20 protein-coding genes are annotated in these 21221 nt (G+C 42.7%); 15 read left to right on the forward strand and 5 right to left on the reverse strand.

The annotated features are described in order from the left end of the window. The first annotated feature begins 105 nt into the window (after positions 1–105). Positions 106–1146, forward strand: a complete 1041-nt coding sequence (locus CRO25_RS05610) for an NADH:flavin oxidoreductase (protein WP_179132062.1) — start codon at positions 106–108, stop codon at positions 1144–1146. Between the two features lie 882 nt (positions 1147–2028). On the opposite strand, the gene CRO25_RS05615 is transcribed toward CRO25_RS05610, so the two are convergent. Next, positions 2029–3879 carry an ABC transporter substrate-binding protein gene (locus tag CRO25_RS05615; protein WP_143806489.1) on the reverse strand — a complete coding sequence of 617 codons (1851 nt, stop codon included), beginning with the start codon at positions 3877–3879 and terminating at the stop codon, positions 2029–2031. A gap of 125 nt (positions 3880–4004) precedes the next feature. On the opposite strand from CRO25_RS05615, the gene CRO25_RS05620 reads away from it, so the two are divergent. Together CRO25_RS05620 and CRO25_RS05625 are read left to right on the forward strand one after the other, a co-directional pair. After that, positions 4005–4619 (forward strand): non-canonical purine NTP pyrophosphatase, encoded by a 615-nt coding sequence (locus CRO25_RS05620; protein ID WP_079693634.1) that lies wholly within the window; start codon positions 4005–4007, stop codon positions 4617–4619. Then, entirely contained in the window at positions 4612–5577 is a 966-nt protein-coding gene (locus CRO25_RS05625) for a DMT family transporter (RefSeq protein ID WP_244552084.1), read from the forward strand. The genes CRO25_RS05620 and CRO25_RS05625 overlap by 8 nt, the downstream gene beginning before the upstream one ends. A 330-nt stretch (positions 5578–5907) precedes the next feature. Here CRO25_RS05625 and CRO25_RS05630 read toward each other — a convergent pair whose 3' ends face one another. Then, positions 5908–7233 carry a hypothetical protein gene (locus CRO25_RS05630; RefSeq protein ID WP_079693633.1) on the reverse strand — a complete coding sequence of 442 codons (1326 nt, stop codon included), beginning with the start codon at positions 7231–7233 and terminating at the stop codon, positions 5908–5910. Positions 7234–8222: 989 nt separating this feature from the next. On the opposite strand from CRO25_RS05630, the gene CRO25_RS05635 reads away from it, so the two are divergent. From CRO25_RS05635 to CRO25_RS05665, 7 genes are all read left to right on the forward strand, one after another. Beyond that, positions 8223–8945 carry a class I SAM-dependent methyltransferase gene (locus tag CRO25_RS05635; protein WP_161490639.1) on the forward strand — a complete coding sequence of 241 codons (723 nt, stop codon included), beginning with the start codon at positions 8223–8225 and terminating at the stop codon, positions 8943–8945. Positions 8946–9421: 476 nt separating this feature from the next. Continuing rightward, a complete protein-coding gene (locus tag CRO25_RS05640; RefSeq protein WP_079693631.1) occupies positions 9422–10030 on the forward strand; it encodes a chloramphenicol phosphotransferase CPT family protein in 609 nt (202 codons plus the stop codon). A 297-nt stretch (positions 10031–10327) separates the two neighbouring features. After that, positions 10328–12286 carry a beta-glucoside-specific PTS transporter subunit IIABC gene (locus CRO25_RS05645; protein ID WP_079693630.1) on the forward strand — a complete coding sequence of 653 codons (1959 nt, stop codon included), beginning with the start codon at positions 10328–10330 and terminating at the stop codon, positions 12284–12286. A 49-nt stretch (positions 12287–12335) separates the two neighbouring features. Next, positions 12336–13778: a glycoside hydrolase family 1 protein gene (locus tag CRO25_RS05650; protein ID WP_079693629.1), complete on the forward strand. Its 1443-nt coding sequence runs from the start codon at positions 12336–12338 to the stop codon at positions 13776–13778. A gap of 17 nt (positions 13779–13795) precedes the next feature. Continuing rightward, positions 13796–14647: a BglG family transcription antiterminator LicT gene (gene licT, locus CRO25_RS05655; RefSeq protein WP_064640837.1), complete on the forward strand. Its 852-nt coding sequence runs from the start codon at positions 13796–13798 to the stop codon at positions 14645–14647. Between the two features lie 407 nt (positions 14648–15054). Beyond that, positions 15055–15414: a hypothetical protein gene (locus CRO25_RS05660; RefSeq protein ID WP_143806488.1), complete on the forward strand. Its 360-nt coding sequence runs from the start codon at positions 15055–15057 to the stop codon at positions 15412–15414. A gap of 29 nt (positions 15415–15443) precedes the next feature. Next, positions 15444–15734, forward strand: a complete 291-nt coding sequence (locus CRO25_RS05665; RefSeq protein WP_143806487.1) for a hypothetical protein — start codon at positions 15444–15446, stop codon at positions 15732–15734. Between the two features lie 187 nt (positions 15735–15921). Here CRO25_RS05665 and CRO25_RS05670 read toward each other — a convergent pair whose 3' ends face one another. Beyond that, complete coding sequence (locus CRO25_RS05670) at positions 15922–16467, reverse strand: TetR/AcrR family transcriptional regulator (RefSeq protein WP_063567455.1); 546 nt, start codon at positions 16465–16467, stop codon at positions 15922–15924. Positions 16468–16726: 259 nt separating this feature from the next. On the opposite strand from CRO25_RS05670, the gene CRO25_RS05675 reads away from it, so the two are divergent. The 3 genes from CRO25_RS05675 to CRO25_RS05685 all read left to right on the forward strand — a co-directional run bounded on the left by CRO25_RS05675 (position 16727) and on the right by CRO25_RS05685 (position 18039). After that, on the forward strand, positions 16727–17086 hold the full coding sequence (locus CRO25_RS05675; protein WP_079693627.1) for a cyclophilin-like fold protein: 360 nt from the start codon (positions 16727–16729) through the stop codon (positions 17084–17086). Between the two features lie 86 nt (positions 17087–17172). After that, the gene (locus CRO25_RS05680) at positions 17173–17739 is read left to right on the forward strand and encodes a sugar O-acetyltransferase (protein ID WP_079693626.1); all 567 of its coding nucleotides are present in this window, start codon (positions 17173–17175) and stop codon (positions 17737–17739) included. 75 nt (positions 17740–17814) lie between these two features. After that, complete coding sequence (locus CRO25_RS05685) at positions 17815–18039, forward strand: alpha/beta hydrolase (protein ID WP_079693625.1); 225 nt, start codon at positions 17815–17817, stop codon at positions 18037–18039. Positions 18040–18177: 138 nt separating this feature from the next. On the opposite strand, the gene CRO25_RS05690 is transcribed toward CRO25_RS05685, so the two are convergent. Beyond that, positions 18178–18435 (reverse strand): GlsB/YeaQ/YmgE family stress response membrane protein, encoded by a 258-nt coding sequence (locus CRO25_RS05690; RefSeq protein WP_024630063.1) that lies wholly within the window; start codon positions 18433–18435, stop codon positions 18178–18180. A 102-nt stretch (positions 18436–18537) separates the two neighbouring features. Here CRO25_RS05690 and CRO25_RS33795 point away from each other — a divergent pair, with 102 nt between their 5' ends. Continuing rightward, positions 18538–18771, forward strand: coding sequence for a response regulator transcription factor (locus CRO25_RS33795; protein ID WP_257018530.1), 234 nt, complete (start codon positions 18538–18540; stop codon positions 18769–18771). Positions 18772–19008: 237 nt separating this feature from the next. On the opposite strand, the gene CRO25_RS05700 is transcribed toward CRO25_RS33795, so the two are convergent. After that, positions 19009–20031 carry an MBL fold metallo-hydrolase gene (locus tag CRO25_RS05700; protein ID WP_079693624.1) on the reverse strand — a complete coding sequence of 341 codons (1023 nt, stop codon included), beginning with the start codon at positions 20029–20031 and terminating at the stop codon, positions 19009–19011. 163 nt (positions 20032–20194) lie between these two features. On the opposite strand from CRO25_RS05700, the gene CRO25_RS05705 reads away from it, so the two are divergent. Beyond that, positions 20195–21205, forward strand: a complete 1011-nt coding sequence (locus CRO25_RS05705) for a fumarylacetoacetate hydrolase family protein (RefSeq protein WP_079693623.1) — start codon at positions 20195–20197, stop codon at positions 21203–21205. The last annotated feature ends 16 nt before the right edge of the window (positions 21206–21221 follow it).

The raw sequence follows: 21221 nt of genomic DNA on the forward strand, positions 1-21221 counted from the left end.
TTTCGATAAAAATCATTTGGAAGTAACGTCTAGCTGTTAAACAGGCTGGTTGCTGTTTAACATCTCCTAGGTCAACTATATAAAACTAAATATGTGGAGGTTATTATGAATTTTTCTCAATCCGTAGAAGCATTGTTCCAACCTATAGAGTTAGGTCACTTGAAGTTATCCAATCGGATCGTGATGGCGCCGATGACGCGTCAGTTTTCTCCGGACGGTATCCCGGGTTCGAATGTTGCTGGCTATTACCGCCGCAGAGCAGAGAACGCAGTGGGGCTTATTGTGACAGAAGGGACAATAATTAATCATCCGGATGCATCCAATCAAGCTAATGTGCCGCACTTTTATGGCGAAGCTGCAATGCATGGCTGGGCACATGTTGTATCTGAAGTACATGAAGCTGGCGGTCGAATTATTCCACAGATCTGGCATATGGGAGCCAAAGGTCATGTTAATGATTATTCGGAAGCTGAGATTGCTACAATCGTTCAGGAATTCGCAAAAGCAGCCTCAGAAGCGAAACGCGTTGGGTTCGATGGTGTTGAAATCCATGGAGCACACGGCTATCTGATCGACCAATTCCTGTATGAGAAAACCAACTCTCGTACGGATCGTTACGGTGGAGATATGATGGCTCGCACACGTTTTGCAGTTGAAGTGATTGAGGCTTGCCGTGAAGTAGTTGGACCGGACTTCCCAATTGTACTGCGTTTATCTCAGTGGAAGACAGATGATTATCAGGCTAAATTGGCTGAAACACCGGCATTACTGGAGCAGCTTCTCGCACCGTTGGTTCAAGCTGGAGTCGATATCTTCCACTGTTCCACACGACGTTTCTGGGAGCCGGAATTCGAAGGTTCTGATCTGAATTTTGCAGGATGGACCAAAAAACTGACTGGCAAACCGACAATCACCGTTGGTTCGATTGGTCTTGATGGTGACTTTACAAGTCTGTTCACAGAAGGTAAAGGTGCAAGTAACGTCGGTATCGATGGATTGGTACAACGACTTCAGAATGATGAGTTTGATTTGGTTGCTGTAGGGCGTGCTCTTCTGGTCGACCCTGAATGGGCTAAGAAAATTCAAGAAGGACGTACCGATGATCTGCTTCCATTTACAAGAGAGGCGATGACCGTACTTACTTAATTGCAATTATATTCATTAGGAATATGTATGTTATATAGAAAAGCAGTGACAGACCAACGAAGCGGATGGACTGATCACATAACGTGAGACAAATAAAACACCTTCAAGAGAATGAAACCTTGTCGTAAGATAGGGAGATCATCTTGGAGGTGTTTTTTAATGAAAACCTCAGAGTGAGTTATCCGGTGGAATTAAAGATGAAAGCCATAGAAATGAAATGGCAAACAGAGATGTTGCGGGACAAAAACATTGTTCCATACAAAGTCGCTATTATAGCGGCTTTTTTGTTTTAAGAAATCAAGTTCTTGTCCCAAGCTGAGGACAAGAACAATGTGTCATTTCGGATTAGGTTATTATCTAAATAGAACTCGATGGAGATCATGTGACTAGATAAAAGCATACGATTATCAGACTTCGCTTGAATAACGATTTTTTCATTTCAGGAACTAGGTTTTTTCGACCAAAGCCAAAGAACTAGTTCATTGTTGAAAAGGTTAAGAACATGGTATTAATGTTAATAAGATTCTTCATCTGTTTCATGAAGCTAACGGGTAGGTTAGTTGAATAAAAGGAAGTTTCTAGGGTGTTCTTGATCTTGCTTAAATTTTTTGTGATATTTTAGTTTAGTAGAAAATTTACTTTGCGATAGAAAATCAATTGCTTAAGTCTTTCACCATTAAATCAGATGATAACTCGAAGGTTGTTGATATGCTTATCCGTATAGAAAGGAGACTGTGTTTGATATTTGATATAAAGTCACCATTTTATTTATCTGAATAAGTTCCTGTCTCGAAACGAGGATGGGAACTTATTCAGATTAACGATTGAAGGTACCTAAATCAAAACCTCCCAAGTTTACTACTCCTGGATATGGAAAAATCATTAGTGCTTGGACGGTCGTAACGCAAGTCTATAAAAATCTGCCCAACCATAAGCGTTTGTTTGCATTCCTATTAAACGATTGTCATAGTAAGTAAACTGATCTAGATGGTACAAAAAGGATATAGCCAATTTATCTTTAAGCCATTGTTCTGTTTCCTGAGTCATTCGGATCCGTTTGTTTGCTTCAAGCTCATTTTCGATCTTGCGTAATCTTATGATTAGATGTTCATAAATCTCAGGGGATAGATGCCTACGTATGACGTGACGATCGTCAAACATAAGACGTAAGAAAGAAATTACCGAATTATCATTAACAACAGCGTTAGCTAATACAAGATCCGCGGCATCGATAATCTCCGGACGAATAAAATCTTCATAATCTCGAACCTCCACGTTAATCTTTATTCCATATTCAGCGCATTGTTCGCTAAACCAGCGAGCATTTCGCTCCAAGGAATCACCCAGTATATGATAAGTCAGAATTGATAGTGGTTGCTCTGGATGAAAGGGAGGTGCATTAAGAGGATCTGGTTCAGTATTAAAATAGCTGGGGCCATCATTCATATATTCACGCTTTAACATTTGTTCGGTTATTATGCTCCAATTGGGAAAAAAACTGTACGCAGGGGAATAGGTATGATTATTGAGACCAACATTCATGCGGTGTGGGTTGGCCGCACGACAAAGCCAATGTCGAAAATCGTTAGATTCCAAAGGTCCCGGCTTGTTCAGTTGAAATGTCATATATGTGCATCCCGTTTCTACTTGTTTAATATCAGGCGGATGATTGTTCCGTGTGTGAAGTTGAAAAGGGTGAATATAAGGGAGGGTTTCTCCTGCTATTTCCTTTAGCGGCAATGGACGATAACGTGTCTCTGCTATGATCCACAGTTCAATCCGGTCGAGTTGAGCTCGTCCCGAGAAATAAGAAGGAAAGGCCTCGAGAACAATTTGGGAGTTATCATTCTCAATCACTCGGAACGGTCCACTTCCAATTGGAAGACGTGCAAAATCCCCAAGCATACGTTCTGCGGAAGAAAGGGGGAGGATCGAAGCCCGCGGAGAAGCGAGCAGTTGTAATAAAAGATGATAAGGTCGTTTAAGTCTAAATTCAACACAGTAAGGGCCCTGCGCTTGGATATTATCCAATGGAAGCTCAGTCCATTCCGTTCGTCCAAAATCTGTAGACGTTAAACGTTTAATTGTATAGACAATATCCTTAGCATGCAGTTCAGTATTATCGTGAAAAAGTACCCCTTTACGTATGTAAAAAGTCCATATACATCCAGTTTCGTCAGTCTCCCAGTAATAAGCCAAATGAGGGAGGACTCCGCTGTTGTCATCCTCGGTAAGAAGCGTATCAAAGAGTTGGCGAGCCATATGCCACTCCGTGCGCCGAAGTGTGAAAATCGGATCTAAATTAGTCATACTACGGTAAAAGGGTAGACGCAGCGTATCAAGTTGATAATTCTCATTCTTATCTACTCGGTAACCATACTGTCCTTCCAGCCATTGTACAAAACGACCACGTATTGCATCGTCTACGTCATGCTCTTCAAGAAATCTTATTCCATCATGAAATCTTCCTTTATTCGTTGCTTCCTGGGCAAGTGCAAGTGCTACCTCGGCTTCCGAAGTTAATATAGTCAACGTTGAGCGATTACCTCGTCCGCGACCTGGGGACCATGCGATCCACCCAGCCGCACACAAACGACGGATGATCCACTTTACATTTCGTGGTGTACAGTTCCATACTGTGCCGAGCTCCTGTAATGTCGTCTTCTGTGAAATTTGCGCTTCGAGCTTACCAAATAAGTTCTTGAGATTGAAGAAATGTTCCGATAACTGCAAAAGATTCACCTCCACAATAAAAAGGGGAAGTTTCCAATTAAAAAGTATACTCTTTTTATTTCCCTTTTTTTAACTACAATCATAACATACGAACTATAAGTGTAGCTAAATAGGAGGAGAACGTTATGGAAATTGTCTTAGCCACTTGGAACACGAGGAAAATAAAATGGCTTAAGGAAGGACTAATGGAATTACCGATCCAAACCAGGGCGTTATTTTCAGGTGAAGTGAACGAAGTTGACGAGACCGGAGTAACTTTTGAAGAAAACGCGCTTTTGAAGGCCAGTGCAGTACAGCTAGCATCGAATAGGATAGTAGTTGCGGAAGACTCAGGGTTATGTGTAAGTGTTTTGGATGGAGAGCCTGGTGTTCGTACTGCCCGGTGGGCTCCAGGTACAGATGATGATCGAAGTTTAAAATTGCTTGAAAAATTAAAACATGTACATAACCCTCCACTTCGTGACGCACGATTTATGAGTGTAATCGTAATCCGTTTCCCGGATGGTAGTAGTTCAGTTACATATGGAAAGTTAGAAGGAAGAATTGCGTTCAGTCCACGTGGTGAGCTAGCGAGTGGTTATTCTCGCATTTTTGAGTTGCCTAGCGGTTTAACCATTGCTGAAAAAGGATCACCCACTATTGAAATTAATGATCATCATCGGCAGGCTTTAGCAAAGGCAACGGAGTGTATCAAAGAATGGCTCATTTCTCACGAAGCAAGAGGTGTCTCTATTGACTAAGGAAGACTCAAGTCGTGTAGGTACAGTCAAAGATCGTTATTTTCTCGCCATTGGTGCAGCCGTATTGGTCACTTTGCTCTGGTCGACTTCTTATATCTTGAATAAGTTTGCGTTTCAGCATAATATTGGACCTTTTACATTAGCTGGATTACGATACACTGTTTCTGCAATTACATTGCTGCTAATTCGGTTGATTCTGGTGAATCGAACTATGATCATGCCAAAACCGGATACTCAAAAGGGAAATGCACGTATCAAATTACGACCCTATTATTTGGTTATTCTTGGAGTAACCGGATATCTAATGGCACAGGGACTACAGTACGCTGGCCAAATGTTTATAACACCAACACAAACGAGTATGATACTCTCCGTTGGTAATACTGCAGCTTTACTTATACTCGACGTTTTTTGGCTTAGAGAGTTACGTGGTCGCTCATCATTTATAGGTATAATGGCTGCACTTGCTGGAATTGTTGTTTTCTATTTCCCTTGGGATTTTGGGAAAAGCCATTTTAGCGGAATTGTATTAATACTTGCTTCTTGTGCTGGATATGCTATCCATTTGGCCTTTACGAGGCACTTACTAAAAAACGGCAGAGCAAAGCCGGGAGATCTTGTTCTCATTCCTATGTCGATTGGTGCCTTTGGTATGTTAATAATAGGACTATTATTTGAAGGGTTACCGAGCTTCTCTTGGCCACTTATCGGTATTCTACTTTGGCTGGGGATCATAAATGGTTCATTTGCATTCTCCTTATGGACTTGGAGTCAAAAGCACTTAAGAGCCTATGAAAATAGTCTGATCAACAATTTGATGCTATTGGAGGTCACTGTATTAGATGTTCTCTTCTTACATCGTAATTTATCATTTGTTGAGGTGCTGGGGCTACTGATGGCAGGGTTGGCTATAGTATTTGTGCAAATATACTCGCATTTAAAACGGCTTACTCAGTAACTGATAGTACTAACTAAACTGTTAAAAGTGTTTCAATTAATAAGACATAACACAACCTAAAATCAACACCGTTCAATAAACTAGGTCTGTTAGCACTTGGTGGCATCGAGCTGAAATCTTACCAGTTTTCAAATATGCGATGCTGGTCTTATTGAAACAACGGGAAAACGTTAGCTTAATAAAACCAAGAAAGCAACTGACCAATGTGATCTGCTGCTTTTTATTCAACTAACGGATAGAATAGTTGAATTGTGGTGGCCCCACATCGGCACGCAAAAATCTAGGCTGCCCGCAGCGAGGTGTACGTGGGGTTGCCTAGTTTTGTTGTGGTTATAAGCTGTAATCGATGTCTTCGTAAGCGCCTGTGAGGGCGTTTATGTATACGTGAGAAACGCCTTCGATTCCAGTGACAGAAAATGCGTATACAAGCTTGCTGTTGTGGATCTCCAGCTTTGGCTTACCCGAGACGTTTACTTTTGGTCCGAGCTTCTCAAAGGCTTGCTTCGCTGTCAGTTTCGGGTGAAGTGGAAAGGTTTTATTGTAATTGTAAAAATAATTATACGCATTAAAGCTCTTTAACGCACCAGTACGGCGATCAAACTCCCATAAAACTTGCATCTGCGGAATGGAAACTTGCTCCCGAACCGGAATATAAGTGATATGAATTGAGGTGTTTTTTATTTCTTTTGCTACTATTGTCAGACGTTCGTCAGACCAACGCGCCATCCAGGTGTCTGCTACCGAGATAGCCTGCTTTAAGTTCATCGATTGCTCCACAGCTTCTTCTTCGGAGGTCGAGGCGTCGCGTGTCACTTGGAGCACGTGTCCGCTTTTACTCAGTGTTGCAATATAGGTGCTGGTTGGTTTTCCAGCGGTGTCTGATAACTTGAAATCCATGACTTCTCCTAATTGGGGGCTGCTCCCGCCTGAGACCATGTTGACGATTTGCTTACCTGCTCCTGTATTCCAAGCTTCGCCCATAAAGATTTTTGCTTTGGCCGCAAGCTCCGTAGCCTTATAAGTGGTTTCACCGGCGAAAACGGTTCCTGGCTTCGGAGGTGCGTAAGGATTCTGATTGTACAGGAACTCGTTAAAGGCTTTATTACCGTACGTGGACACCGAGTCGAGTTGAGACAAGGCCTCTTCCATTTCGGTCGAGATCCGTTCTATATCCGATAAAGAGGTGCCGTCACCTTTCTCTCTCATCAGATCAAGATACGGTAGGGCGGTCCTCGCGAACTTTCTCAGACGCTGAATTTGTTCTAATTGATTCTGGTTAAGCGAAATTTCCTTCTCGCTGGCGGGATAGGCCAAGTAGCGACTGCCGTTCGTGATAAACGATTCATACGCTGGCCAAGATTGAATGTTCGTTGTAGCGGATGCACTCCTTATTAATTGCAATATAAGATTGGCATTTTCAATCGCAGATTGAAGTGCTGCTTGCCGATCTGCAAACGTAGGTGCCGCAAGGGACTCCGCAAGCGCATAGTCGAAATTGCCCAAGTAGATCGATTGCATATGCGACGAGTATTGCGTATTGCGCTGTTGTTGCTGCTCCCATTGTCGATTATCCTGATGCTCCGTATAACTGAAATACGTGCCCGCTAGTGTCGTCGCGCAAAGCAGACCAATGATGGATTTAGTGAGAACGTTCATGTCTATTAAAACTCCCATCTTTGTCTTGATAATGCTTATCCACTTTAACAAAGAAGAGAACACAGTTTAATAAGTAAATATTACCAATGAAAATCGCTAGCCAGTTCTCTGATCAAGTTGTCAGTTACCAAATGAAAATCAATTGAGCAGATGAAGGATCAGTCTTCTTCCATGTTGCATTCAAATACAACTTTGATGAGCGCAGTTCATCCAGCAGCATTGAGTATTAACTTTTAAATAAAAAGAACCGTTCTTTAATAAATGCAAATGTCCTTATCAACATGAAAATGCTAAATAAGAAATGCAATCGATGATCCTTAAACCGAGAAGTGGGGATTTACACGGCAATCAGTACAAGAAGTAAAATAAAAAGACCGCTCATCCGATACTCGGGTGAACGGTCTTTAAGGGTTATTGTCGCGGCGCACAAACATTATTCCTTTCAAAGTCGCTATTATAGCAGTTTTTTTGTTTTAAGGAATCAAGTTCTTGTCCCAAGGTGAGGACAAGAACATTGTGTCATTTCGGTTTAGTTAATTATCTAAATAGTATCATGATGTAGATCATCTGGCGAGATAAAAGCACAGGAGTGCGGTTTCGATCTCTTGAATGGATGCTTTATAGTCCATTAAATTCCCCTGCCTGTCTGAATCATTGTCTATATTACTTCGACAAGTAGCCACGAAATCCTTCCCTAAAGAAACAACGTTAGATCATCTATATTGAATGCGAATTACATAATGATTTTAGAATAAAAAGTTTCAAGTTTTAAAGTTGATGTATCATATAATTGTTGTATCTATGATTATAATATTAACAATGCTACACAGAGTATTAATGCAGGGAATTGAAGCAAGAGAGTGTTCTGGATAATTCGTTTCCGTTACTTGAGAACGGCTCAAACGCGAACCAGAAGTGCTTGCTTCCAATTGAACGGTTTTACTATGTAGGAATCTGAATTCCGGATGGGAGAAGGGAAGGATGTTTGCATGAACAGCAAGGAAACCAACGGTGCTTCGTACGAAAGTGTGACAGATCAGCAGCTTCAAGATCAGTTGAAATATTATAAAGAACGAGCTCCAGAGTATGATGACTGGTGGTACCGTCGAGGCACATTTAATCAAGGAGACGAAGCTAACCAAATCTGGTTCGATGAGATCAGTACGATTAAGAATGCTTTTAAAGCTGAACATTTTCATGGTGACTTTCTTGAACTTGCGGCGGGGACTGGCACTTGGAGTAGTCTGTTCTTAAAAGAAGCCCTTATATTGACCCTTGTAGACGGTTCCGAAGAAATGCTTTCGCATAATCCGGTAGTATCTGAACCCAATGTAAGAACGATCATTGCAGATCTTTTCAGTTGGTCTCCGGATCAGTTATACGATTCAGTTGCTTTTACTTTTTGGATATCTCATTTACCCAGAGAGAGACTGGCGAGCTTCTTCACCATGGTATCACGCTGTTTGAAGCCCGGAGGGAAAATGTTCTTTATCGATGATCGAGAAGTAGCAGGAACCCGTGAGTCTCATGTAGTGGGGACATCTGGGCAAACGATGGTTCGGAAGCTTAATAATGGTGATCATGCTACTATAGTGAAGAATTTCTTTGGCGATAAAGAGATTGAGCAAATTGCTGCTAGTGCGGGAATTGAATTGCATGTCCATTGCACCCCTAAGTACTTTCAGTATGGGATAGGGTCCAAAACTGTCTAGAGCAGCACAATATAGATAACACTAAATGTTCGGTTGAAATAAAGAATTGGACTGATCAATTAAAAGAAGCAGCGGCGGACCAAGACTTGATAAATAAAGTCTTAGACTGCCGCTGTTGTCGTTTTGACTAACGTTCTCCGTTAGCGCGGAATGAGGAATAGTCTGGCAACTTTCCACGTAATTGGAGCTGTATACATAAAGGGTAAGTGTCGAAGGACAAGAATATATTCCCATTAAAGTCGCTATTATAGCGGCTTTTTTGTTTTATCGGTACAAGTTTTTGTCCTTGACTTGGGACAAGAACTTGGTCCTATTGCTGATTAGGGTTATATCTAATCATTAGTTTGCCTGTCAATTCATTAAACTAACGGGCAGGATTGTTCAATAACTTCGCGAATACTTTAAAATGGATAATTCATGAAGTTCAGTATTAGCTGAAAGATACGCAAAAATAAAATGATGAAAGGTGGATTCTATTGAAGCCAGGGATTATAGTTCTTCTTAATGGTACTTCAAGTTCTGGAAAGACAAGCATATCTAATGAATTATTAACTCAAAGTGATATCCCATTTCAACATTTATCATTTGATAATTTTATTAATGGACTATTTCATAGTTATAAAGATTTCATTAATAGCACATATCCGAGTATGGAAGCAAATGGTGCAGAGGATGGACAAGTAGTAAATCAAATTCTTGCAGATCCGTTGATTTCATTATACTACTCGACAATAAAACTATTTTCTGCGATGGGAAACAACGTAATTGTAGATTCTGTTATAGGTAATGACAAATGGTTCAATACTTGTATTGAATTATTATCAGATCACTCTGTCATATTCGTAGAAGTTAAATGTTCAAAGGAAGAACTTGCTAGAAGAGAACAACTTAGAGGAGACAGGGAGATTGGTTTAGCAAATTCACAATACGATAACGTGTATTGCTTTAATGAATATGATCTTGAATTTAATACTGAAATAATGAGATCGAGTGAGTGTGCCAATGAGATATTAAATTTTATAAGATCTAATAAAGAATACACTGCTTTTAAGAAGTTGATTAAGGGGGAAAGTGTAAGTAAGTAGTTCAAAGAAGGCGTATCCATCAGCTAACATCATATTCACGCTTCGGGTCATTCGGCTCTCGTTCCTGTTAATAGGTATAAAGAAAAATGTCGAATAAAGTGATTGCTAACTAAATTGTTGTGTGATATTATGATCCAGTAAACGTTTACATCAATAATGAATTGAATATTAGCAGTGTTTGGCTGTTACTGGTAAAGCAGGCATGACCAAAATGATTTTGCATTTTCCTTATGTGAGTAGGGGGAGGCATATCGTTTTGGTCTTTTTTATATCCAATTTCAGAAATGAGGCAAAGGTATGGATTATCGCAAGTTGGGACAAGAGATTACGGAATTGGTTGGAAAGAAGGATAATATTGCTCGGCTTACGCACTGCGCAACCCGACTTCGGTTCGAACTGTACGATATCTCCAAAGCGGAGACAGAAAAACTCAAAGCTCTTCCAGGTGTCATTACCGTTGTGAACAATGGTGGACAATACCAGGTTGTCGTGGGCAATGAGGTGCAGCAGGTCTACCGAGTTATCACTCAGCAGATGGGTTCAGCAACCCAAAGTGCGGAGTCCAAATCAGATTCCGGCAAAAATAACGGACCAAAGCAGAAACAGAGCTGGATTTCCAGATTCATAAGCGTAATCTCGACGACATTTACTCCGGTAATACCGGCAATTATTGGCGCGGGTATGATCAAAGCGATATTAGCCGTACTTGTGCTGACAGGCCTCGTAACTACAGAAAGCCAAAACTATTACATCCTTAACACCATTGCGGATGCGGCGTTTTATTTCATGCCTATTCTGCTGGCTTATGGAGCTTCCATTAAGTTCGAAACAAGTCCAATTCTGGCGATGACCGTTGCTGGTGTTTTGTTACACCCGGGATGGAGCGCCCTGATGGCGGAAGGAAAAGACGTGTTTTTCATCGGTGTTCCAGTTCGACTAACCGATTACGCAGGTTCCGTGCTGCCAATTATTATTGTCGTTTGGCTCATGTCTTATATTGAACGTTTCGCGGATCGAGTATCGCCCTCAATGATCAAATTTTTCACGAAACCGATGATTGTGCTATTGATTACAGCACCTCTTGCATTGGTGGCGATCGGGCCTTTCGGAACGTACCTGAATGATCTGGTTGCGCTGGGTGCAGAAGCGATTAATGCCAGAGCCAGTTGGCTGATTCCTTTGTTAATGGGAACTTTGCAACCGTTCCTGATCGTGACAGGCACTGCATGGGCGATGACGCCGATTGCAACTAGCCAACTGACCAAAAATGGATATGAAATGATCAACGGTCCGGGAATGCTAGCGTCCAATATTGCTCAAGGTGGGGCTACGCTTGCTGTAGCATTAAAAACCAAAAACAAAAAACTGAAACAGCTCGCTGCTTCATCCGGTTTCACCGCTGTGCTGGGCATCACGGAACCCTCCTTGTACGGTGTAACACTGAAACTGAAGAAACCCTTAATTGCCGCAATGATTGGTGGTGGCGTAGCAGGGATATACGCTGGTCTGACCGGATTAGTACGTTATGCCTTCGTTTCTCCAGGGCTTGCCGCGTTACCTGCCTTCATTGGCAGCAATCCGATGAACATCGTTCATGCTATTGTGACTTGTCTGATTGCTTTTATCGTTACCTTTGCCCTGACATGGATCATTGGTTTTGAAGATCCAGTAGACGATGAAGAAGAAGGCAATTCCAATGTTAACGATGACAAGATGCTTTCCGGGCAGCCTGTTAAAGACAACACGGCCGGCACGCAGTCTGTTGCAACAACAAATGCAAATGTACCGAGCCAAAATGAATTACGCCCACTTACGATCGCCAGCCCGATGCAAGGGGAATTAGTCCATCTGGACCGTGTACCAGACGATGTTTTCTCTTTGGGATTGCTGGGTAAAGGCGCTGCAATTATCCCTGCAAAAGGAGAACTGTATGCACCAATCACAGGTGAAGTTACGGCTTTCATGGACTCCAAACATGCGGTCAAATTAAATGGTTATGATGGAGAAGAGGTACTCATTCATATTGGAGTGGATACCGTCAACCTGAAGGGGAGACATTTCAACTCTTCCATTAAAGTGGGGGATCGGGTACAACGGGGTGACTTGTTGATCAGCTTCGATATCGATGCCATCAAGGCGGAAGGATATGAAGTTATAACCCCGATCATTATCGCCAATTCGGATCGTTTCCCGGATATTAAGCTGGAGCAGCAGAGTCCTGTGGAGGTTGGAGCGACTATTATCCACCTTTCATAACAAGCTTAATACGGTCCGTCATAAACATTAAAATGAAGGAGTGCTTGAGATGTTATATCAACACATCAAACCGTTCCCCAATGAATTTCTGTGGGGAGGCTCTACCTCTGCTTATCAAGTGGAGGGAGCCTGGAACGAAGATGGCAAAGGTCTGTCCGTCATCGATATGTGTGATCATCCGGCCGGAACCGCCGATTTCACAGTAGCGAGCGACCACTATCACCGATTCAGAGAAGACGTGAAGCTTTTTGCAGAGCTGGGCCTCAAAGCATATCGTTTTTCGATTGCATGGACTCGAATCTTGCCTTCGGGCACAGGAGCTGTTAATGAAAAAGGACTCAATTACTATCACCAATTGATTGACGAATTGCTGCTCCATGGTATCGAACCCATTGTGACCATGTACCATTTCGACTTACCTTACGAGCTTGAGAAAACGGGAGGATGGAACAACCGGGAAACGATCGATGCTTTTGTCGAGTACGGGCGTATCTTGTTTGAGCATTACGGGCATAAAGTGAAATATTGGTTGACCATTAATGAGCAAAATACGATGATTCTTCATCCGGGAGCCATTGGCACACCGAAGGGCGGACGTTTGCCTTCCAGTAAGGAACTGTATCAGCAAAATCATCACATGTTTGTGGCTCAAGGCAGAACGATGCGACTATTTCATGACATGCTCCCGCAAGGCAAGATCGGTCCTGCATTGAACATGACTTCCATGTACCAGGCAACCTCCAGACCAGCAGATGCAATCGCTGCACATAACTGGGAGACGATTCGCGGATGGGGTTTTCTCGACTTATCAGTATGGGGACGGTATAACCCATTATTCTGGAGTTATTTACATGAACGTGGCATTGAGCCGGTTATTGAGCAGGGTGACATGGATGATATCCGGTCTGGCCGCCCCGATCTGGTAGCAATCAATTATTATTCGACGGCAACCATTGCCGCCAGTACGGGCAATGCGTCGGATGTTACAGCTCGTGCGGGTGATCAGCAAATCATGCTTGGCGAGCAGGGAGTATACCGGGCCGCGGAGAATCCTTATACCGAAAAAACAAAATATGGCTGGGTCATTGACCCGGTTGGCCTGAGGCTAACATTACGTAAGGTATGTGAACGATATGGTCTCCCGATTCTAATTACGGAAAATGGTATAGGTGCTCCGGATGTACTGGAGGCAGATCACACCATTAACGATACGTACCGGATTGATTTTATTAAGAAACACCTGGAACAGGTCAGACTGGCTCTAACGGATGGGGTAGATGTGATTGGTTATTGCCCTTGGTCCGTGATTGACGTGGTAAGCACTCATCAAGGTTATGGGAAACGTTACGGCATGATCTATGTAAACCGCGGTGAACAGGATCTGAAAGACTTGAAGCGCTTGAAGAAGAAAAGCTTCTCGTGGTATCAGGAGGTCATTAAACAGAATGGCAGATGTATCGGAAACTCGGATCAGGCGGTCACGAAAGAATAAAGGATCGTGATGAATGCATGAGAGTAATCAAAATATTGAATAACAGCTTGCTTCTGACCAAAGATGAACAGGGACAAGAAATGATTGTCATGGGAAAAGGCTTGGCATTCAAAGGCAAAGTCGGCGAGCGACTCGATGAGGAGCACATCCAGAAACGATTCATTCTGCAAAATAATCCGTCTGCCCAGGCTTACGTACGAACCATCGAAAACATGCCAGAAAAACATGTGAATGTCATAAACAAACTGATTTCCAATGCCAAAGAAAAGCTGTCTCTTGACGATCAAATCTTCTTTACGCTTATGGATCACTTGTCGTTTGCTATTGAGCGATGGAAAAAAGGGGTAGCATTACAGAATCGCATGTTATGGGAGATCCAGAGGTTTCATCCTGTCGAGTTCGAACTGGGGGTTGAATCCGTTCAGATGCTGAATCTAGAACTGGGCATTGAACTGCCGGAAGAAGAAGCAGGTAATATCGCTTTTCATTTCGTGAATGCCCAAACACATGAGCAGAATATGGAGCGCACGATGCAATCCGTTAAGATGTTAAAAGATATTTTTAACCTGATTCAATACACCTTTGATATACAATTGAACAAAAATTCCATCCATTATGTGAGACTCGTCACACATTTGCAATTCTTCATCCAGCGTTTACAAGAAGGGCGTCTGGGCAATTCGGCGAAAGATTTTATATTTCAACACATGGCGAAGGAGCATCCGCTTGAATACAAATGCGCGGAGATGATCAAAACCTACGTACAAAACATGCTGGATATCTCCATATCGAACGAGGAATTATTATATTTGATGATTCACATTGCTCGAATTGTGCAGGAGGAGCAAGGTGACGAGGGAGGATTATAAAACAAAGCTAAAGTTATATTCCCTTACTTAGGAGGAGCGATTCTCTGAATATCTGATGCCCTTGATTTCTAGTATGTTCATATGCCTGTTAATAGACAGGGAAAAAGATACTTTTTAACTATGACCGTTTTCCCGTATTCTTTCGGGAAACGGTCTTTTATATTTGCAAAAATCTATTCGTATGGTGCCTGTCGATGATTTATTTATGAAAAAAATAGTTTTCACCTACTTTTTTTATTGAAATTTGGGTTCACTTCAGACCGGATTTTATTTACGCTTCATGAAGAAAAATATCCCAAAGGAAAGGAGAAGACAGCAGAAAATCCAGAGGCAATAATGATGAATTCTACATTTAAGCGAATCAGGAGGCAATAGAAATGAAGTAGTGCTATAACCTTGTTAAATGGATGGTTATTCGTGTGTTGGTCGTAAGCATCTGTGCGGTTATAAGTTACGTTCCCGGCAGGGTGGCCGCCGATGATTCGGTTATCCATACCCAGCCAGCAATCTTGGAGACGGTAAGCCCGTCAGGATTCGTACATCCTTCCGTGGGTTTCACTGGTGATGCGCTGAAGCTAATGCAGGAGAAGGTTGCCATTGGTGCAGAGCCATGGGCGAGTGCGTTCGAGGACTTCAGGAACCGTCCCAGTGGATCGCTGGATTATGATATTCGAAATCAGAGCAAGCTGGATAAAACGAAACCGGCATATGATCGCTTGCAGGCGTTTCCATTCAATATCATGAAGGAGTATTCAGAGTATATGTGAATTGTTATAAAGGGGAAGGCATACACCAGATGGACAATGGTATTTTATGGGCGGATTACTGGTCTCTCGCTGAACAGCCGGGACATTTGCGACTGAAGGGATTCAGACCTATCAAGGAAAGTGGCTTTTTCCGGGCTGGCAATACGCTATCTCAACGTTACCTCATGACGACAGGGCTACAGGTGGATACCAAGCTTGATCTGGTGGGAATGTCGGATGGACTTCGAGCGGGCCTGGTTCATTTTAATGGGGGCGTGGATTATGCCATGGGTTCTGCGCAAGGGTATAGAGTCTGGTGTCCGTTGGGATATTTGTTGTAAATACGACTAGTTTCAAATTGACTTTGCTTGCCATGATGAACGAATTACGATTTCGAGGAGTATAATCATATTGAATAGGCACGGATAAAACCTCTCTGCTAAACAGGGCTCAAGCTGCCGAGAATGTCTCGATAGCCTGGAGCTGCTGAATTAGCAGCTTTTTTGTTTCGTTCGTTTGATATCCCTCTTATACAACCCTCTCAAGCAAGACCCCAACCTGGTTTGCCATGACATGAGGTGGATACGGCATCCCGTTCGTGATCCACCATTCCACTATTCCTACAAAAGCTGTTCCCATAAAGGAGCCCACAATCAATTCATCCAATCCCTGGTTTCTTTCTTCGTTCATATTTACTTCACCTTTATATTCTTCAATAAGAAACTCAAGGAACCGGGCACGAAAAGAAGGAGCTCCTTTACTCGCCAACATCGTTGAAAAGAATAAATAATTGCGCTCAAAGTATTCGAAATAGACCAGATTCGCTTCACTCCACTCCATTTCACATGCATATTGGTTGATGTCCTTCATGTTGTTAATATGCTCTTCAATCAGTTTATCCAGCAGATCAAATTTATCTGTGTAATGCAGGTAGATGGTTGCCCTGTGAACATTTGCCCTGTTGGAAATCTCCTGGATCGTAATGGAATCGAAATTCTTTTCTGACATCAATTCAATGACGGCCTTTTTTATTGCTTCCTGTGATTTGAGTATTCTTCGATCTATTTTAGGCACGAATTTACACCAAGCTCTCTTAGTTAATAGTCAATTCAGGGGATTTTGTAGAATAATCGACAAACACAGATCATTTAACGATTGTAAGTGCCTAGATTCAATATAATATTATACACATGTCGTGTAAACGATCAAAATCGCGTTTGACTAAACGACTACATTGCGGCAGAGACAACCCTGAACCGGTTCGAATGGAGAGGATTCGTAAAATCTGGAGGTAACGGCTGAAACAGTAGATCATCAGACGGAGGAAAACAGCGTGATTCCCATCCATATTATTGTTGGCGGCAGCACGTTTACAGCAACTTTAAATAACAATGAAACGACACAAGCCCTGATAGCGCAATTTCCGATGACCATCCAAATGAAAGAACTGAATGGGCTAGAAAAGTATAATGATCTGCCCGAGGAGCTTCCTGCTGCATCTACCGAACGCCCTGAAACCATTCATGCCGGTGAAATTATGTCCTGGTCCGGAAACACTTTGGTGCTTTTTTATCAGACTTTCTCCAATTCTTATGGCGGGTATGTACTACTCGGAAGTGTTGACGATCCGTCTAATTTGGCAGCTACGCTTGGTTCAGGGCATGTACAAGTCACCTGGTCGCTTGCAGAATAAACCGCAGGAATGTTTCCAGAGGTGAAGTTATCTAGAGAAGGAAGACTACTGATTAGTTTATCTATATGGAAAAGGAGTAAAGTGAAATGAAACCCAAAGACATTCTTGAACGAGATAAAAATGGCGAGTTAATTTCTTTAAATGACCCGGAGTATTATAAAATTCATGATCTTATTGTTGAAGCACAGAAAATTACAATGCAATTAAACAACTCATATCATGAAGCGAAAGAAGTCAGAGGATTGTTTTCGAAATTAACGGGAGTAGAGGTGGATGAATCGTTTGGACTTCTTCCTCCTTTTTACACGGATTTTGGCAAGAATATCAGAGTGGGAAGAAATGTGTTTATCAATCATGCTTGTACTTTTATGGACAGAGGTGGGATAACCCTCGAAGATAACGTATTGATAGGTCCAAAAGTTAACCTGATTACCATTAACCACCCGCTGGAACCAGCTGAAAGACGCTCCACGATATCTACTCCAATAGTCATCAAGAAAAACGCTTGGCTTGGTGCAGGCACGATGATCATGCCTGGGGTTACGATCGGAGAAAATTCTATCGTTGCTGCAGGTGCAGTGGTCACCAAGGACGTTCCACCCAATACGATTGCTGCAGGTGTTCCTGGGAAAATTATAAAGAATTTGGAATAGAAACGCTCATGTAATCGGGAATATATAGAAAAATAAAAATGTAGAAAGACATAAAGTTCCCAACCTGACTGAGGAGTGACATCAAGTAATGATGGTGTTCTGAACAGGGAAGCGTGGAAAAAAGCCAAAACCAATCTTCCGAAAAACACGACATTCGTGAGTATAAAGGGTGGCAACCATGGTCAACTTGGCTCCTACCGGATGCAAAAGGGAGACAGCGCGCCTAAGGTTACAGGTCAGGAACAGCTTCAGCAGGTTGTTCAGGCACTGAAAGAATGGATGAAATTAGTACAAAAATAAAAAAAAGGACCCGTAAGTGTTCATCTTCCATCGATGATTGCTTTCGGTCCTTTTTTGTTTATCCTGTACCTTTATGCCCTGGCAGCATCTTTATAAAAATATCTAATGAACGACGGTATCGGTTTCCGCCTCTCTTTGTTAACGTCTTCGGAAGGCTCCGCCGCGTGCCAGAGCGAAGAAGATGAGCAGGGCAATAATCGAGCCAACGATGGCGGGAATAATATGAAATCCGCCAATCACCGGCCCCCTTGGTCCCAGCAATTCCGTACCTAACCAGGAACCGATAAAACCCGCAATAATGTTCCCAAGTACACCGCCTGGTACGTCCCGCCCAATCAAGTTGCCGCTTAACCAGCCAATAAGTCCACCAACAATGAGTACCCAGAGCAGATCCATGGATTGTTCTCCTTTCTTCGGGTTTATTACAAGTTATGTTGGGCTCAATGGAATATACCTCAACTTCCAGTTGGTGAAGGAATCTAAAGTGTCTGTGCTAAGATGAAGCTAAATTATGATTCAAGCTGGGGAGCAAGGCTAGAAGGGGTGCACTTGAAGAAGATACTTGTCATTGACGATGAAGTCGCAATCAGAGATTTAATTGAGCTCGTACCGAGAAGAGAAAACGACGTCGTTCAAACGGCTGAAAACGGTAAAATAGCATTGCAGCTGCTGGATGCGGTACTCTATCATATAATGGTAACATCTTTAAAAACTGCTTTGAATTATGGATAGATCTTTGTGTTATTAGATTATCGGATAAAGAAGAGAAATATACTTAACATCAAATTTTGGTTATATCGTTTTAAAAGAGTTCTACTAGTAAGTCATAAGTCCAACTCCATTTTTCTTCATTATCGGTTTTTAAGCACCCATTTTAATTCCGTGGAACAATTCAAAAAAACGGCCGCTGTTCGCATCGTTTGCGACAGGGCCGTTTTTTGTTTTTCGTAGGCTAGCATCAATTGCTATTCATTCTTGCCAAACACTCATAGGGTCCCATGGCTTGATTTGATTACCATATTTTCCGGCCAAAAAAACTTTCATGTCTTCCAGCTTAGCAGGCACCTCGTTCCAAATTGGAAGGGGTGGTAACCCTCGTTTGCTTTTCAATAGGATGTCCACTGTAACATACAAGCGTTCTGGCTGAATCCAATGAAGGAAGCGGGAAATATCAATTTGCTTGGTCAGGGACAAGGCATCAATTTCGTCATTGTAATGCTTGTTGAACTCGCTGATCAGGTTCAGGAGGTAGTCTCTCTGCTCCTTCACGAAGTCCAGGCCGCAGATGGCGCCATGTCCTGGAATAACGATTTCGGGTTTAATTTCATCAATAATGCGGTCAAGCACTTTAACCCAATTGAGGGTTCCCTCTTCGCTGTATGCCGTACACCCGTTAAACACCACATCGCCGGCGAACAGCACTTTTTCTTTTGGCATCCACATCAGCAAGTCACTGTCAGAGTGGGCCGGAGCAACATTGTAAATCATTACTTCCGTATCGCCAAGACGGATGTTTATATCGTCCTTTATCTCAATATTCGGGAGCAACCATTCTACGCCTTCCAGGTCGAATCCTTCAAATTCCGCTGCAAAAAACCGCTCGCCCGGAGTAGATTCCGTAGAATCCTTTCCTCTTCTAATGACGCTGTCCATCCAGGCGATATTTTCGGTGAGGCGCTCTCTGGAGGCTTCCTTGTGCATAATAATGCAAGCATCTTCAAACACTTTGTTTCCCCAGGCATGGTCGCTGTTATAGTGCGAGTTCACCACATATGCGGGAGAGCCGCCGTTGCTTACTTCCATAAAAGCCTCTCTCATTTCCCGCGCATGGAACAAATCGAAGAACGTGTCATACACCAGCCCTTCACCCTTGTTGATAAACCCGGCATTGGCCCAACTGATGCCGCGATACGGCGAAATACCGGCAAAAACGCCATCTGCGACTTCAATAAATTTAACACGAGGTTTTTGAATAACACGTCCATACTTCATGAAAATTCTCCTTTGCGTATTTGTTTTGGGGTAAGGCATACTGACTATGTCTTATTGTAGAGAATGGAAAACAGAAATGCAAGCATGCACTTGCATGCATTCGTTCTATGCAATATGATAGTAACAGAACAACATCACACTACATGGATGGAGGCGCTTAACCATGAAACTAGTAACCTTTCAAACCAATACATCCCAGGAACCGTTGTTTGGGCTTGTAATAAACGAGAAATTTGTCGTGTCTTTTGCCGCAATCATGAAAAATCAGGGAACATTCGTTGACAGTCTTGAAAGTATGGACAGCTATCTTCATTATTTGCCGGCAAGTGATGATGCCGCTAAGGAAATGATGCAATATGCTATCGAACAGTTGCATCAATTCAATGAAAATGAAATCAGCCCGATTGCAGCGGTAACCCTGCTACCGCCGGTTCCGAATCCGGCTGCGCTTATCGATTTCGGGCTAACGCCGAGACATCTGAGAAATGCTGGCGTAAATCTGCTGCAAAGAGAATATAGAGGGCCGGAAAGAGAAGAGCTCACACGTAAAATTTCCGAAAAATTCCAGCAAGATCTGAATAAAGTAACTTTCAGTTATTACAAGTGTAACCATAATGCATTAATTGGCGATGGGGATACAATTCATTGGCCTTCGTACTCTTCCTACCTGGATATCGAACCGGAGCTGGCTTTTGTTACAGGGAAGGGGAACTGCATTGCAGGTTATGTTATTTTTAACGACAGTACTGTCCGCGATGTGAAGTGGCCGGATTTCCAGGCGATGACCGGACCGACGCGCTGCAAAGATTTCGATCGGAGCAAAGGAATAGGACCATTTCTGGTAACGCCGGATGAAATCGACAACCCGCTGGCATTGGATGTGGATGTACATATCGGGGCGAGACTGCACTGGAAGGGAAGCACATCCGAGTATTCTGCACACCCTGCAAATGTGATGGAGGAGGTTCTCAAAGTTTTCACGCCACTCCCGGGCACGATTATAGGAATGGGGACGATACCGGATTGCTGCGCAATCGAGACCGAAGAATGGCTGTTGCCCTCTGACCGAATCCAGATTACATTTGATAAATTAGGCACGCTCACGCAATTGGTGCCTGATCGTGTCAAGATTACGGAACCAAGCCGCTGGGAAAAGAGATGCGATTTACCTTAAATAAACGTTATGAAAA

The organism is Paenibacillus sp. RU5M (genome assembly GCF_900221055.1).
Taxonomy (GTDB): Bacteria; Bacillota; Bacilli; order Paenibacillales; family Paenibacillaceae; genus Paenibacillus; species Paenibacillus marchantiae.

Coding starts and splice junctions, on each gene's coding strand:
- CRO25_RS05680 (WP_079693626.1), top strand. CDS start 17,173: ATGAAACCCAAAGACATTCTTGAACGAGATAAAAATGGCGAGTTAATT.
- CRO25_RS05665 (WP_143806487.1), top strand. CDS start 15,444: ATGGACAATGGTATTTTATGGGCGGATTACTGGTCTCTCGCTGAACAG.
- licT (WP_064640837.1), top strand. CDS start 13,796: ATGAGAGTAATCAAAATATTGAATAACAGCTTGCTTCTGACCAAAGAT.
- CRO25_RS05630 (WP_079693633.1), bottom strand. CDS start 7,233: ATGAACGTTCTCACTAAATCCATCATTGGTCTGCTTTGCGCGACGACA.
- CRO25_RS05650 (WP_079693629.1), top strand. CDS start 12,336: ATGTTATATCAACACATCAAACCGTTCCCCAATGAATTTCTGTGGGGA.
- CRO25_RS05700 (WP_079693624.1), bottom strand. CDS start 20,031: ATGAAGTATGGACGTGTTATTCAAAAACCTCGTGTTAAATTTATTGAA.
- CRO25_RS05620 (WP_079693634.1), top strand. CDS start 4,005: ATGGAAATTGTCTTAGCCACTTGGAACACGAGGAAAATAAAATGGCTT.
- CRO25_RS05690 (WP_024630063.1), bottom strand. CDS start 18,435: ATGGATCTGCTCTGGGTACTCATTGTTGGTGGACTTATTGGCTGGTTA.
- CRO25_RS33795 (WP_257018530.1), top strand. CDS start 18,538: ATGAAGCTAAATTATGATTCAAGCTGGGGAGCAAGGCTAGAAGGGGTG.
- CRO25_RS05645 (WP_079693630.1), top strand. CDS start 10,328: ATGGATTATCGCAAGTTGGGACAAGAGATTACGGAATTGGTTGGAAAG.
- CRO25_RS05660 (WP_143806488.1), top strand. CDS start 15,055: ATGGTTATTCGTGTGTTGGTCGTAAGCATCTGTGCGGTTATAAGTTAC.
- CRO25_RS05635 (WP_161490639.1), top strand. CDS start 8,223: ATGAACAGCAAGGAAACCAACGGTGCTTCGTACGAAAGTGTGACAGAT.
- CRO25_RS05705 (WP_079693623.1), top strand. CDS start 20,195: ATGAAACTAGTAACCTTTCAAACCAATACATCCCAGGAACCGTTGTTT.
- CRO25_RS05610 (WP_179132062.1), top strand. CDS start 106: ATGAATTTTTCTCAATCCGTAGAAGCATTGTTCCAACCTATAGAGTTA.